14 protein-coding genes are annotated in these 12,807 nt (G+C 73.4%); 9 read left to right on the top strand and 5 right to left on the bottom strand.

Annotation, left to right across the window (positions count from 1 at the left end):
• Window positions 1-360: 360 nt before the first annotated feature.
• On the top strand, window positions 361-486 hold the full coding sequence (locus tag AC0666_RS24915; RefSeq protein WP_361716151.1) for a hypothetical protein: 126 nt from the start codon (window positions 361-363) through the stop codon (window positions 484-486).
• Between the two features lie 87 nt (window positions 487-573).
• Here AC0666_RS24915 and AC0666_RS24910 read toward each other — a convergent pair whose 3' ends face one another.
• Both AC0666_RS24910 and AC0666_RS24905 read right to left on the bottom strand, forming a co-directional pair.
• Window positions 574-897 carry an acyl carrier protein gene (locus AC0666_RS24910; RefSeq protein WP_361716148.1) on the bottom strand — a complete coding sequence of 108 codons (324 nt, stop codon included), beginning with the start codon at window positions 895-897 and terminating at the stop codon, window positions 574-576.
• Between the two features lie 178 nt (window positions 898-1,075).
• Window positions 1,076-1,285 (bottom strand): hypothetical protein, encoded by a 210-nt coding sequence (locus AC0666_RS24905; RefSeq protein ID WP_468971807.1) that lies wholly within the window; start codon window positions 1,283-1,285, stop codon window positions 1,076-1,078.
• 382 nt (window positions 1,286-1,667) lie between these two features.
• Here AC0666_RS24905 and AC0666_RS24900 point away from each other — a divergent pair, with 382 nt between their 5' ends.
• The 3 genes from AC0666_RS24900 to AC0666_RS24890 all read left to right on the top strand — a co-directional run bounded on the left by AC0666_RS24900 (window position 1,668) and on the right by AC0666_RS24890 (window position 4,801).
• A complete protein-coding gene (locus AC0666_RS24900) occupies window positions 1,668-2,891 on the top strand; it encodes an aminotransferase class V-fold PLP-dependent enzyme (protein WP_468585645.1) in 1,224 nt (407 codons plus the stop codon).
• Window positions 2,892-3,011: 120 nt separating this feature from the next.
• A complete protein-coding gene (locus AC0666_RS24895; RefSeq protein ID WP_468971805.1) occupies window positions 3,012-4,586 on the top strand; it encodes an acyl-CoA carboxylase subunit beta in 1,575 nt (524 codons plus the stop codon).
• On the top strand, window positions 4,583-4,801 hold the full coding sequence (locus AC0666_RS24890; protein WP_468971803.1) for an acyl-CoA carboxylase subunit epsilon: 219 nt from the start codon (window positions 4,583-4,585) through the stop codon (window positions 4,799-4,801). Before AC0666_RS24895 ends, AC0666_RS24890 begins: the two co-directional genes overlap by 4 nt.
• A 229-nt stretch (window positions 4,802-5,030) precedes the next feature.
• On the opposite strand, the gene AC0666_RS24885 is transcribed toward AC0666_RS24890, so the two are convergent.
• Complete coding sequence (locus AC0666_RS24885) at window positions 5,031-5,756, bottom strand: TetR/AcrR family transcriptional regulator (RefSeq protein ID WP_468971801.1); 726 nt, start codon at window positions 5,754-5,756, stop codon at window positions 5,031-5,033.
• A 97-nt stretch (window positions 5,757-5,853) separates the two neighbouring features.
• On the opposite strand from AC0666_RS24885, the gene AC0666_RS24880 reads away from it, so the two are divergent.
• Together AC0666_RS24880 and sigJ are read left to right on the top strand one after the other, a co-directional pair.
• Complete coding sequence (locus AC0666_RS24880) at window positions 5,854-6,927, top strand: alpha/beta fold hydrolase (protein ID WP_468971800.1); 1,074 nt, start codon at window positions 5,854-5,856, stop codon at window positions 6,925-6,927.
• Between the two features lie 61 nt (window positions 6,928-6,988).
• Window positions 6,989-7,873 carry an RNA polymerase sigma factor SigJ gene (sigJ, locus tag AC0666_RS24875; RefSeq protein ID WP_468971798.1) on the top strand — a complete coding sequence of 295 codons (885 nt, stop codon included), beginning with the start codon at window positions 6,989-6,991 and terminating at the stop codon, window positions 7,871-7,873.
• Between the two features lie 126 nt (window positions 7,874-7,999).
• Here the strand turns inward: sigJ and AC0666_RS24870 are convergent, their stop codons facing one another.
• Window positions 8,000-9,181, bottom strand: coding sequence for a hypothetical protein (locus tag AC0666_RS24870; protein ID WP_478708320.1), 1,182 nt, complete (start codon window positions 9,179-9,181; stop codon window positions 8,000-8,002).
• A 155-nt stretch (window positions 9,182-9,336) separates the two neighbouring features.
• Between AC0666_RS24870 and AC0666_RS24865 the strand changes: the two genes are divergently transcribed.
• Entirely contained in the window at window positions 9,337-10,089 is a 753-nt protein-coding gene (locus AC0666_RS24865; protein WP_478708319.1) for an HAD family hydrolase, read from the top strand.
• Window positions 10,090-10,180: 91 nt separating this feature from the next.
• Here the strand turns inward: AC0666_RS24865 and AC0666_RS24860 are convergent, their stop codons facing one another.
• Window positions 10,181-11,194 carry a ScbA/BarX family gamma-butyrolactone biosynthesis protein gene (locus tag AC0666_RS24860; protein WP_468971792.1) on the bottom strand — a complete coding sequence of 338 codons (1,014 nt, stop codon included), beginning with the start codon at window positions 11,192-11,194 and terminating at the stop codon, window positions 10,181-10,183.
• Window positions 11,195-11,310: 116 nt separating this feature from the next.
• Here AC0666_RS24860 and AC0666_RS24855 point away from each other — a divergent pair, with 116 nt between their 5' ends.
• The gene (locus AC0666_RS24855) at window positions 11,311-11,946 is read left to right on the top strand and encodes a ScbR family autoregulator-binding transcription factor (protein WP_468971790.1); all 636 of its coding nucleotides are present in this window, start codon (window positions 11,311-11,313) and stop codon (window positions 11,944-11,946) included.
• A gap of 67 nt (window positions 11,947-12,013) precedes the next feature.
• Window positions 12,014-12,784, top strand: a complete 771-nt coding sequence (locus tag AC0666_RS24850; protein WP_468971788.1) for an SDR family NAD(P)-dependent oxidoreductase — start codon at window positions 12,014-12,016, stop codon at window positions 12,782-12,784.
• The last annotated feature ends 23 nt before the right edge of the window (window positions 12,785-12,807 follow it).

Raw genomic sequence — 12,807 nt, 5'->3', positions numbered from 1 at the left:
CGGGCCCGGCGCTCGGCCCGGCATGGGCAGGGCCGTGACTCCGCGTACGGGCCAGAGGCCAGGCCCCCGCGTATGGGGCGCGGCCCGCACGCCGCCCGGTCGGCGGCTTCGGGCAAGAGGCGCCGGGCCGCCCCGCGTACGGCCCGCGCCCTCACGTACGAGGTCCGGCCCGGCACCCGCCCCGCAGGCATGCGCAGGACCCGCGACCCCGCACGAGAGGCGGCTCCGCGTACCGGCCGCGGGCCCGCACCCCGGACCGCGGACCCGGGGGTCCGCCCGCGGCGCCCGGGGCGTTCGAGGCCGCTGCGAGGCGGCCCTGGCACGCTGGTCCCCCGTTCCCTGCCACCGTGGAGGCCGACCATGGGCACACGCATCCCCCAACCGAAGCCCGACCGCGGCGAGGCCCCCGAGGTCTCCGCTCAGGCCGAGTCCGACGAAGCCCCCGCCACCTCGCGCACCGTCCTGTCCCACATCTCCAGCCTCTGACCCGCTCCGCCCGGAGCGGTACGGACAGCGGAAACGACCGAAGCCCCCGCCGACGGCGGGGGCTTCAACGGTTGTACGGGCCGTTCGTCAGGCGACGGCCCACGGGGAGGCGCTGCGGATGCCGCCGACCGGTTCGGCGCGGCGGTCGTCGGCCCACACCGGATGGAGGGCGGCGGACAGGATGCCCCAGAGCTGACCGGCGGTCAGGGTGCGGACGGGGATCACCACCTGGCCGGCGAGGCTGACGCGGAACGCCGACTCCAGGCTGCTGACGATGCCGATGAGCGCCATGGAGTCCAGGCCGTACGCCTCCATCGGAACGTCCGCGGCCGGCGCCTCGCCCCGGCCCAGTCCGGGAAGTCCCTGGCGCAGGAGGTTCTCGAACTTCGCGTTCCACGGTGCGTGGGCCATCGGTGGACTTCCTTCCGGGACGGGCGACGTGGTGCCCCTGCACCGTGCCGCATCCCGCTAGAGCCGCCGTGGACCCCTTCTCGCTCCCCGAGCACGGCGGGCCTGGATGAGCCCGCCCGGCGAGCCACCCGGCGTACCGCCCGGCGCACGAGGAACGGCGCAGGAGGAACGGCGCCGGTTACGGCCAGTCGATCTGCCCGGCGGCCGGGCCGGTGGAGGTGCCCGGGGCGACCGGCCAGTCGATCTGGGCGCCCGCCGGGGCGGCGGAGGTGCGGGGGGCGACCGGCCAGTCGATCTGTCCGCCGTCGGCCTGGGCGACACCGCCCGCAGTGAGAACGGCGGCGGAGACGAGAGCGGCGGTGGCGACGGCGCGGGCGATGGTCTTCATGGTGACTCCTCGGTGGCAATTGTTTGTTTCGGCTTGGCAAGTCCTCTGCCAGAAGATTGGCAACCCCCCCTCGGGATTCACTCGGAAATCGCTCAAGATTCCCTGGAGGCGGCGCCCAATACCCGCACACAGGGCCCGTCGCGCCCTATTCGGAAGCGATCACACCCGCCTTGACCTGCGCCTTTCCTGAATCGGCGGGCACGGCAATACGAGTTGCCAAAAGTTGCCAGAAACCCGCTGACTTGAGCCTCGCCGGAGCGGGGTTGCCCGGATATTGCCAAGGCGGCCCGGCGTTGGGCAATGTCTTGCCAAGCGAGTTGGCAATTCTTGGTACAGCAGGGCCGGGTACCCGCCGGGCCCCACAGCGGAGGGAGGCCCCTCGATGAACGCGCCGACGCACCAAGGGCAGCGAACGGCCCACCTGGACACCGCGGGCACCGGCCGGATGCCGGCCGCCGTGCAGTCCGTCCTCGCCGACTGCACCGCCCGCGACGACCGCTTCGGGACGCACGCCCTGGAAGAGGAGCTCGGCGCCGTCCTGCACACGGGGATCCACGAGCGCCTGGGCGCCCTGCTCGGCGTCCCGGCCGGCCGCACCGCCCTGGCCGCCGGCGCGGCCGACGCCTTCCACGCCTACGTGTCCCGCCTCGACCTCGGTCCGCGCGACCGGATCTGGACGACCCCGCACGAGGGCGTGGCCCACCTGACCACCCTGTACGCCCTGCGCGAGCGCACCCGCTGCCGGCTGGAGGTCGTCCCGCTGCGCGCGGACGGCGACCTCGACCTGGAGTGGATGCTGGAGCACATCGACGAGGACGTCGCCCTCGTCTCCGTCGTGCACGTCTCCGCGGTCTGCGGAACCGTCAACCCGGTGGAGGCCGTCGGCCGGCTCCTCGCCCCGCACCGGGCCCTGTACGCGGTCGACGCCTCACACGCGGTGGGCCGGCTGCCCGTCGACGCCGCGCGCATCGGCTGCGACCTGCTCACCGCGGACGGCTGGAGGTTCCTGCGCGGACCGCAGGGCATCGGCTTCGCGTACGCGGGCCCCCGGTCGGCCGAGGCGTTCCCGGCGCCGCCGGCCCCGGCCGCCGTCGCCGCCCTGCACACCGCGCTCGGCCACCACACCGCGGCCATGTCCCTCCCGCACCCGGAGCTCCTGCCGCGCCTGCGCAGCACCGTCGCCCGGGCGCCGGGGATCGAACTGCTCGCCGCGGGCCGGGTGCAGGCCGGGATCGTGGGCTTCCGCCACGGTGAGGTGCCCGCCGCGCTGATCCGGCGCGCCCTGGCCCGGCGCGGGATCGTCGTACGCAAGACGGTCGCGCAGGAGCACCCGCTGCACCCGGCAGGGCGCGAGGCGCCCACGGCCCTCGTCGCCTCCGTCCACTACGACAACACCGCCGAGGACATCGACCGCCTCGGGACCGCCCTGCGCGAGGCACTGCACGAGATCGTGCGCGAGGAGCGGAAGTTCGCCGCCGTCTCGGCGGTACGGGTGCTCGCCGCGGCCGGAGCCGCCCCCGTGGGCCGCCCGCCCGTACGGCAGGACCCGTACCGCCGCCCGGAACCCGTCCGGCGCGGCCACCTCACCCTGCACACGACGTCCTGAGCCCCGCGCGACGACCCGGTCCCGACCCCGTATCGCGGGGGGTTCCAGCGGACTTCGACGACATCTTGAGCCCCGCCCGCGACGGTGGCTGCAATCCGGCCTCAGACCTGGAGGATCCACATGACCATCATCGACGCGCCCCTCATACCGGTCCTGGACCGTGCCGCGGAACTGGCCGACATCAAGGCGCAGGCCGTCGCCGGACCGGATGAGCGGGCCACGCAGCGTCAGCACGACAAGGGCAAGCTCACCGCCCGCGAGCGCATCGACCTCCTGCTGGACGAGGGCTCGTTCCACGAGATCGAGGCGCTGCGCAGACACCGCGCGAGCGGTTTCGGACTGGAGGACAAGCGCCCCTACACCGACGGCGTGGTCACCGGCTGGGGCACCGTGGACGGCCGTACCGTCTTCGTCTACGCCCACGACTTCCGCATCTTCGGCGGCGCGCTCGGCGAAGCGCACGCCGAGAAGATCCACAAGGTGATGGACCTGGCCGAGTCGGCCGGCGCCCCCCTGGTCTCCCTCAACGACGGCGCGGGCGCCCGTATCCAGGAGGGCGTCTCGGCGCTCGCCGGGTACGGCGGCATCTTCCAGCGCAACACCCGCGCCTCCGGGGTCATCCCGCAGATCTCCGTGATGCTCGGCCCGTGCGCGGGCGGCGCCGCGTACAGCCCGGCCCTGACCGACTTCGTCTTCATGGTCCGCGAGACCTCGCAGATGTTCATCACCGGCCCCGACGTCGTCCGCGCCGTCACCGGCGAGGAGATCTCCCAGAACGGCCTCGGCGGCGCCGACGTCCACGCCGCGACCTCCGGGGTGGCCGCCTTCGCCTACGACGACGAGCAGAGCTGCCTGGAGGACGTCCGGCACCTGCTGTCGCTGCTGCCGGCCAACAACCGCGAGACCCCGCCCCGTGAGTTCACCAACGACCCGGTGGACCGGCGCACCGAGGCGCTGACCGGCATCGTCCCCGTCAACCCGCAGCAGGCGTACGACATCCGCAAGGTCATCGAGGAGGTCGTCGACGACGGCGAGTACTTCGAGGTCCAGCCCGCGTGGGCGACCAACGTGGTGTGCGCGCTCGCCCGGATGGACGGACACGTCACCGGCTTCGTCGCCAACCAGCCCGCCAGCCTCGCCGGGGTGCTCGACATCCACGCGAGCGAGAAGGCGGCCCGCTTCGTGCAGTTCTGCGACGCCTTCAACATCCCGCTGGTCACCCTCGTCGACGTCCCCGGCTTCCTGCCCGGCGTGGACCAGGAGCACGGCGGCATCATCCGCCACGGCGCGAAGCTGCTTTACGCGTACTGCAACGCCACCGTCCCGCGCATCTCCCTCGTCCTGCGCAAGGCGTACGGCGGCGCGTACATCGTCATGGACTCCCGCTCCATCGGGGCGGACCTGGCGCTGGCCTGGCCCACCAACGAGATCGCGGTCATGGGCGCGGAGGGCGCGGCGAACGTCATCTTCCGCCGGGAGATCGCCGCGGCCGACGACCCCGACGCGATGCGCGCACAGAAGATCAAGGAGTACACGACGGAGCTGATGCACCCGTACTACGCCGCCGAACGCGGCCTGGTGGACGACGTGATCGACCCGGCCGAGACCCGCTCGGTGCTCGTGGGCGCGCTCGGCATGCTCCGTACCAAGTACGCCGACCTGCCGTCGCGCAAGCACGGCAACCCGCCGGTATGACGGCCGCGGAGGGCGGGGCGCCGCCGCAGACCTGGCGGATCACGGGCGGCAACCCCGACGCGGAGGAGACGGCCGCCGTCATGGCGGTCCTCACGGCCCTGCTGGCCGGTGCGCCCGAGGCCGAGCCCGAACAGCCGCCCCGCAAGGGCCGCGCGGGCTGGGACCGCACCCCGGCGGACGCGTTCCGCACGACCGGCACCTGGCGCCGGCCCTGACCGGCCGCCGAAGCCGCTGAAACGCCTGACTGCCGAAGCGTCGACGCCGCTGACGGCAGCGTTAACGGCGTTAACGCCGTTAACGCTGCCACCCCGTCAACGCCGCTGACGCCCCAGCGCCGGGCCCCGCCAGGGGGCCCGGCGCCGCCGCGTCCGGGCCCGGTCGGCGGCCGGGACGACCTGGCACGACCCGGGCGGCGCGACCCGGTGGACCTTTCCGGTCACAGCACTAGCTCTGCTCGACCAGCACCGCGACCCCGTCCAGGATCCGCTCCAGCCCGAAGTCCAGCGGATCGCCCCCGGGCGGGGCGAAGGCCCCGCCCGCGATGGCCGAGCTCAGCGCCGGGAAGCGCGCGCCGTGCCGTTCCAGCACCTGCGCCGTGAGCCGGTCCCACTCCTCCCGGCCCTCCGCGTCATCGTCGGCGCGCTGCTGCGCGAGGCTGCGGATGTGCCCGATGAGCAGCAGGAAGACCTCGTGCTGCTGCGCGAAGGACAGCCCCGTTCCCGCCAGTGCGCCCAAAGCCGAGTCCAGCCAGGCCAGCTGGCGGGGCCCCATCAGCTGTCTGCGCATCCCGGTGGCGACCACCATCCACGGCCGGCGCCGGTACTGCTCCCAGCACGCGCGCGCCCACGCCTCCAGCTGCGGCCGCCAGCCCCCCGGCACCCCGTCGACGGCGGGAGCCGGGCCGAAGGCGGCGTCCACCATCAGGTCGAGCAGTTCGGCCTTGCCCGGCACGTAGCGGTACAGCGCCATGGTGGTCACCCCCAGGCGTGCGCCGACGCTCTGCATGGACAGCGCGTCCAGCCCCTCCGCATCGGCGATGCCGAGGGCGCTGTCCACGATCCGGTCGATGCTCAGCGAGGGCTTGGGCCCGCGTCGGGGCTGCGCCTGCTCGCCCCACAGCAGCGCCAGGCTCACCGCCGGATCACGCTTCTCGTCCTTGCTCCTGGCCATGAGGCCCCGCTCCTCGCATCGTTGACGACCCGTCGCCTAACTGTGTATAACATAAACGAAATCGCTTACGTGATACACAGAAACCCGGGGGTCCTCCATGCTCGCCACCGTCCTCACCGCCGGCGCCGCCCTGCTCACCGCACCCGCCGCCGCCCTGCTCGGCCACCGCGCCCTGTGCCGCGGCCGCAATGCCCGCCTCCTGCGCATCGACAACCCGTCCGGCATCGACGAGCAGCGCTTCGTCCGGATCGGCGGCATCGACCAGTGGATCTCGATCCGCGGCGAGGACCTCGCCAACCCGGTGGTGCTCGAAATCCACGGCGGCCCCGGCGCCTCCCACTCCCTCTACGGCGCGCTCACCCGGCCGTGGGAGAAGCACTTCACGATCGTGCGCTGGGACATGCGCGGTGCGGGCAAGACCTTCGGCCGCTCCGGGCCCGGAGGGCAGGGCGAGATGACCTTCGCCCGGCTGTACGAGGACGCCGTCGAGGTCACCCGGTACGCCCGCGAACGCCTCGGCACCGACCGGCTCGTCCTGGTCGCCAGCTCCCTGGGCAGCGTCTTCGGCCTGCGCCTTGCCCGCAACCACCCCGAGCTGTACGCGGCCTACGTCGGCACCGACCAGAACGTCCTGGACGCAGGCCGCGACACCTCGGCCCACGCGGCCCTCCTCGCCCGCCTGCGCGCCACCGGACGGCACAAGGACGCCGCGGCCGTGGAGCGGATGGGTCCCGACGCCCGCCACTGGAGCGCCGCACAGCGGGCCGCGTACGACAAACTGACCGTGGCGAGCGACCCCTTCACGCTCGACACCCTCAAGCGCGTCGTGCTGCGGTCCCTGTGGTTCTCGCCGCTGCACACCCTGCGCGAGATCGGGCAGTACTTCGCGGCCATGAAGTTCTCCGGCGTGCTCACCCCCGAGACGGCCGCGTTCGACGACCGCGCCGACGGCACCCGCTTCGAGATCCCGTTCTTCGTCTTCCAGGGCGACCGCGACGTCATCACCCCGGCCGACCGCGCCCGGCGGTTCTTCGACGAGGTCGAGGCCCCCGTCAAGGAGTTCGCCCTGATCGAGGACGCGAGCCACTTCGCCTCGTTCCGCCGCCCCGAGCAGTTCCTGCACCTGATGCTCACCCGCGTCCGCCCGCTCGCGGCCACCCCGGCCGGCTGACACGGGCCGGGGAGCCCGTCATGATCACGGCGCGGAACTCCCGCACGAAAGGACGTGACCGGTGTACGAGAGCTCATGGCCGACCGACCGCTTCGAGCAGGAGAGGACCAGGCTGCGCGCCGTCGCCTACCGGATGCTCGGCTCCCTGGGCGAGGCTGAGGACGCCGTCCAGGAGGCCTGGCTGCGCCTGGAGCGCACGGACGCCGCCGAGATCGAGAACCTGCCCGGCTGGCTGACCACGGTCGTGGCGCGGATCTGCCTGAACATGCTGCGCTCGCGCGAGACCCGCCGCGAGGAGCCCCTCGAAGTCCGCATACCCGACCCGGTCGTGACCCGCGAGGACGTCATCGACCCCGAAGCCGAGGCGCTGCTGGCCGATTCGGTCGGCCTGGCGCTGATGGTGGTGCTCGCCTCGCTCCAGCCCGCCGAGCGGATCGCCTTCGTCCTGCACGACATGTTCGCCGTGCCGTTCGACGAGATCGCCCCGCTGATCGACCGCACGCCGGCGGCCACCCGCCAGCTCGCGAGCCGTGCCCGCCGCCGCGTCCAGGGGCAGGCCCCGGTGCCCGATCCCGACCTCACCCGCCAGCGCGAGGTCGTCGACGCCTTCTTCGCCGCCTCCCGCGACGGCCGGTTCGACGCCCTCGTCGCCGTCCTCGACCCCGATGTCGTCCTGCGCTCCGACGGCGGCGTCGCACGCGCCCGCCACACCGTCGTCCTGAACGGCGCCTCCACGGTGGCCTCGCAGGCCCTCACCTTCAGCCGCCTGAGTCCGTTCGTCCGCCCGGCCCTGGTCAACGGCGCGGCCGGAGTCGTCGTCATCGCCGACGGCCACCCGCTGTCGGTCATGGCCTTCACGGTTACGGCGGGGCGCATCACCGCGATCGACGTGGTCGCCGACCCGGAGCGCCTGCGCACCCTCGACCTGACGGACTTCACCGGCTGACGGGCTTCGATCCTGACGATTTCACCCGCGGCGGCAGGGGGTGTCCGGCCGCGATCCGCCGGACACCGCCTCCCTGGCCCGACGTGCGGCCCGGCCCGACTCGCACATCGGGCCGGGAGCCGCGGATCAGTGCCGCCCGGCCACCGAGTTCAGCACCTGGAGCCGCTGCTGCGTCAGGTGCAACAGCCGCGGCTCCAGCGACGGCAGCGCGCCGAGCAGGCGCAGCAGTTCGGGCCCGGCCTCCCGCGCCGCGGCCTGGTCCTTGAGCTGTGTCCAGCAGTACAGCGCCCCCGCCCCGGCGGCCAGCACCTCCGGGGCGTCCGGCGCGTGCCGCTCCAGGCGGGTCGTCCCGGCCCGGATCCACAGCCGGGTCGCCAGCCGGTAGTCGCCGGCCATCCGGGCGAGGTCGGCGCGGATCTCCGCCCAGTGGGCCGCCTCCGACGAGCCCGGCCCGCAGGCCCGCAGCGCGTGCTGCTCCCAGGCCCGGGCGAGCGCGGCCGCCTCCTCGTGGCGGCCCACGGAGGCCAGGGCGTGGATGTGCGGCCGCGGATCCTCGGCCGACTGCGACTGCGACTGCGACTGCGACTGCGACTGCGCGTGCGGCTGCGCGTGCGGCTGCGCGGGCCGGTCACTGAGCGCGCGCGTGGCCGGCAGCACCAGCGTGCCCGGCGGCAGCGCGGCCGCCCCCACCGCGAAGGCGTGCACCTGTACGTTGCCGGGCCGGTGCGGGCCGCGCCGCAACTGGTCCACCCAGTGCCGCGTGTACGGGCTCACGCCGTCGGGCCCGCCGGCGAACGCGGGCGGCACGACCACCCCGTACACCTCGGCGGACGGCGAACCGGGCAGGCTCCCGTACTCGTGCAGCACCGGCCACGCACTCTTGTCGGCGACCAGGTCGAGCACCACCGTGGTCAGCCCGGCCGACCGCGCCCGCAGCTCGGTCCCCAGCCACTCCCACGGGAACGCCGTATAGCGCACCGACGACGCGGTGGTCCCCGCGAGCGCCAGATGCAGGTGCCGCCCGCGCCGGTCGAGCGTGAGCCGCCCCGACAGGTACACCAGCAGCGGCCCGGAGGTGGCGGCGGCCGCCCGCAACCGCAGCAGCACGGTGTGCGGATCACGGGCCCCGTCCAGATAGGTGGTGTCGCTGGGCACCTGACTGCCCAGCAGCACCGCGGGCGGCACCGCCGCCACCGCCGCCACATTGGCACTCGGCGCCACCTGCACGGCCCGCCGCCGCACGGCGGCATCCCCCGCTATCAGAAGGACATGCCCCCGCTGCGGCGCGCCCAGCTCATCGATGTGCATGCACAGACGGTACTCACGTCTTTCCCGGCCGGGTCCGCGGGGCGAGGACGGGGCGAGGCCCCGGGAGCACTCCGGGAACCGTTTTCGCTGCTTGTCCGCCCCTGACCCGTTGTGTGATCTTGTCCCCGAGCCCCTCCCACGGAAGGCACGACACGATGACCACGACCGCCGTGCCCACGGCCTCCGCCCGGGCCGCCGAGGCACCGCGCGCCCGCGAGACCGGGACCGAGGCCGAGTCCGCCGAGCCGGTCGAACTCGTCATCTTCGACTGCGACGGGGTCCTCGTCGACAGCGAGCCCATCGCCGTCCGCACGCACGTCGCCCTCGGCGCGGAGCTGGGCTGGCCGCTGACCGAGGACGAGGTCTTGGAGCGCTTCGTGGGCCGCTCCACCACCTCCATCGGCGAGCAGATCGCCGCCCGGCTGGGCGCCGGCACCGCCCGCGTCTGGGACGAGCGCTTCCGTACGCTGCACGCCGAGGCGGTCGACTCCGGCCTGCAGGCGGTCGACGGCATAACGGAGGCCCTCGACGGCCTCCGTGCCGCGGGCCTCGGACCGCAGCAGTGGTGCATCGCCTCCAGCGGCAGCCACGACAAGATGCGGCACACCCTGGGCCGGGTCGGACTGTACGACCGGTTCGCCGGCCGCATCTTCAGCGCCCACGAGGTCGAGCACGGAAAGCCCGCCCCCGACCTGTTCCTGCACGCCGCCCGCTCCCTGGGGGTGGACCCGGCCCGGTGCGCGGTCGTCGAGGACAGCCGCTTCGGCATCCAGGCCGCCGGCGCCGCCGGAATGCGCGGCTTCGGCTACGCGGGAGGCCTCACGCCCGCCGCACGGCTGGCGCTGCCCGGAACGGTGGTCTTCACCGACATGCGCCGGCTGCCGTCCCTGATCGCCCCTCACCTCTGAGGCCCGGGCGGTCGACGGCCCGGCTCCCACGCGGCTCGCGGGTGCCGGGCCGGGGCCCGCGTCACCGGCGGGCCGGACCGCCGGGTCCGCGTCACACGCCCGCCGGCTCGGTGTCGTAGGCGCCGGCTCCCTGCGGTTCGAGGGTCACGATGCACGAGAAGGCGATCCCCCCTCGCTGCAGCGCGACGACGTCGACGCGCGGCCGGCCCCGGTGGTCGGGCAGCGTCGGCTCCGCCGCGATCCGGCACGGGGCGTCGAACTCCACGTACTGGAAGAACGTCGAGTCGAACGCGACGGGCAGCGCACGCCGCGGGCCGACGCGGACCAGCGCGGCCTGGCGGGCCGCCTCCAGCAGCAGCATGCCCGGTACGTGGTCCACCGGGTGGTCGAAGAGGACAGGATGCGAGGTGTCACTGCGCAGCAGCCAACGCGCGGGGGCCTCCGCGACCGACAGCACCACGTCCGCCTGCCGCAGGCGCCCCACGGAGGCTGCGGGTATCGGGGGAGGCACCGGCCGGGCCGCGGCCATGGCGGTGAGCGGGTCCGCGTACCGGGCGCGCAGGCGCTTGTAGATGGCGGGCGGGTTGCTGGTGAACCGGGCGCGCGCGGAGCCGAGCTCCCTGCCGCCCGCGAACGCCGTGACGTCCATGGTGATCGCGGCCATGCGGGCGGCGCGCCGGACGATGTCCGAGCAGGTGATGCGCAGTTCGACGACGGCCGGGCGGTGCTGGATCCGCAGGGCGGCCGGGTCGACGCTGTAGGTGAAGTACTCCCAGATCAACTGGTGTCCGAGCGGGACGTCGTAGGCGACGTGGGAGAGGAACGGGATGCTCTGGCGCACCGTCTCCGCGAACAGCAGCGGATCGAAGGCGCCCAGGCACCGCTCGTAGAAGGCGTGCGAATCGGGCCAGCGGGCGGTGACGGTGAAGTCGTCGGATCCCCGTCGCTGCAAGCCGGTGAGGAGCACCTCGGCCGGTCTGCGTTTGTGCACCAGGAGCTGGATGGCCTCCGCCGAGGTGGGTCGGCGTAACGGCTGGTCGGGAACGGTGCAGTGGGCGTGCGGGGCGGCGGCGGAACGGACTTGCGCAGGCTGGATGTTGATCACTGATTCACTCCAGGTACGGCGAGCAGGCCTCGTTGTAACCTCAGTCGCGGGCGGTGGGGGGGACCGAGAGTCATAAAATAACGTGTGTTCTTTTTGTTTGTCGATGGAGATACTCGATGCACGAGCCGAAGCAGGAACGCGCCGCCAAGACGCGCGACCAGATCCTCCGAGCGGCGGCGGCGCTGCTCGAAGAGCACGGCTACCGCGGTACCTCCATGAGAGCGCTGGCCCAACGGGCCGGAGTCACGCTCGGAGCGGTCTACTTCCACTTCCCCAACAAGGAGGCGCTGGCCCGCGCCGTCATGAACGCGCAGCCCGACACGATCGTCCCGTACCTCGGATCGGCGGGCCTGCAGCGGCTGGTGGACATCACGCTGGTGTGGTCCTGGCGGCTGCGCACGGACCTGCTGCTGCGCGCCGGCGTGCAGCTCGCCGTGGAGCAGCGGGCCCTGGGCGTACGCGACGACACCTCCTTCCGCGACTGGCAGGAGATCATGGAGGGCTGCCTGGAGGAGGCCGTGGACAGGGGTGAGCTCCTGGAAGGGGTCCAGCCCTCGGAAGTGGCCGAGTTCATCGTCGGTGCGTGCACCGGGACCCAGCTGCACTCGCAGCTGATGTCCGGGCGGGCCGACCTGACGGACCGGGTGGTCCGCATGTGGAGGTTCCTGCTCCCCGGCCTCGCCCCGGCCGCGGTCGCGGCCGCCATCGACCTCGACCCGCAGCGCGGGAAGGCGGAGTCGCGGGTGGGCTGAACGGGCCGGCCGCCTTGTGAGAAGGATCATGCGGAGGGGCCCGAAAGCGCGTGGTTGAATGCGCAACATGCGAGTTGAGGGTTTACTCCGGGGCAAGGCTGTCATGATCACCGGTGCATCCAGCGGCATCGGGGCCGCCGCTGCACGGCTCTTCGCCGCAGAGGGCGCGGACGTCGTCCTGATGGCGCGCAGGAAAGACCAACTGACCGCAGTGGCACGGGAGATCGCCGAGGCCGGGGGCCGGGCGACCGTACTGGCCGGGGACGTCACCGACTCCGGGGACGTCGAGCGCGTCGTGGCCGGCGCGGTGGAGGCCTACGGCCGTCTGGACGGGGCGTTCAACAACGCGGGCTGGGCGACGGCCGGCACCCCCCTGCACGAGACCGACGACTCCGTCTTCGAGCGGGTCATCGACGTGAACCTGCGCGGGGTCTGGCACTGCATGAAGCACCAGATACGCGCCATGCTCGCCGCCGGCTCGGGCGGCTCCATCGTGAACACGGCCAGCGTGGCCGCCGTGCTCGCGACGGGAGCCACCGCCTCCTACGTCGCGGCCAAGCACGCGGTGGTGGGGCTGACGAAGGCCGCCGCCGACGAATACGGCGGCCAGGGCATCCGCGTCAACTCGCTGGTGGTCGGCAGTACCCTCACCGAGCTCATGCAGGAGGTGCTCGCCGACATCCCCGCCCTGGAGGAGCCCTTCACCTCCCGTTCCATGCAGAAGCGGATGGCCGAGCCCGCCGAGGTCGCACAGGCCGCGGCCTGGCTCCTGAGCGGCCGGGCCTCCTTCGTCACGGGGACGGCCCTGCCCGTCGACGGCGGGTGGACCGCCAGGTAACCGCAGCGCCGCAGTCGTGTCAG

The sequence above is a fragment of the Streptomyces sp. NPDC043680 genome (genome assembly GCF_056436685.1).
The sequence above is the reverse complement of the archived record's forward strand: the minus strand, read 5'-3'. Positions and strand labels throughout refer to the sequence as shown.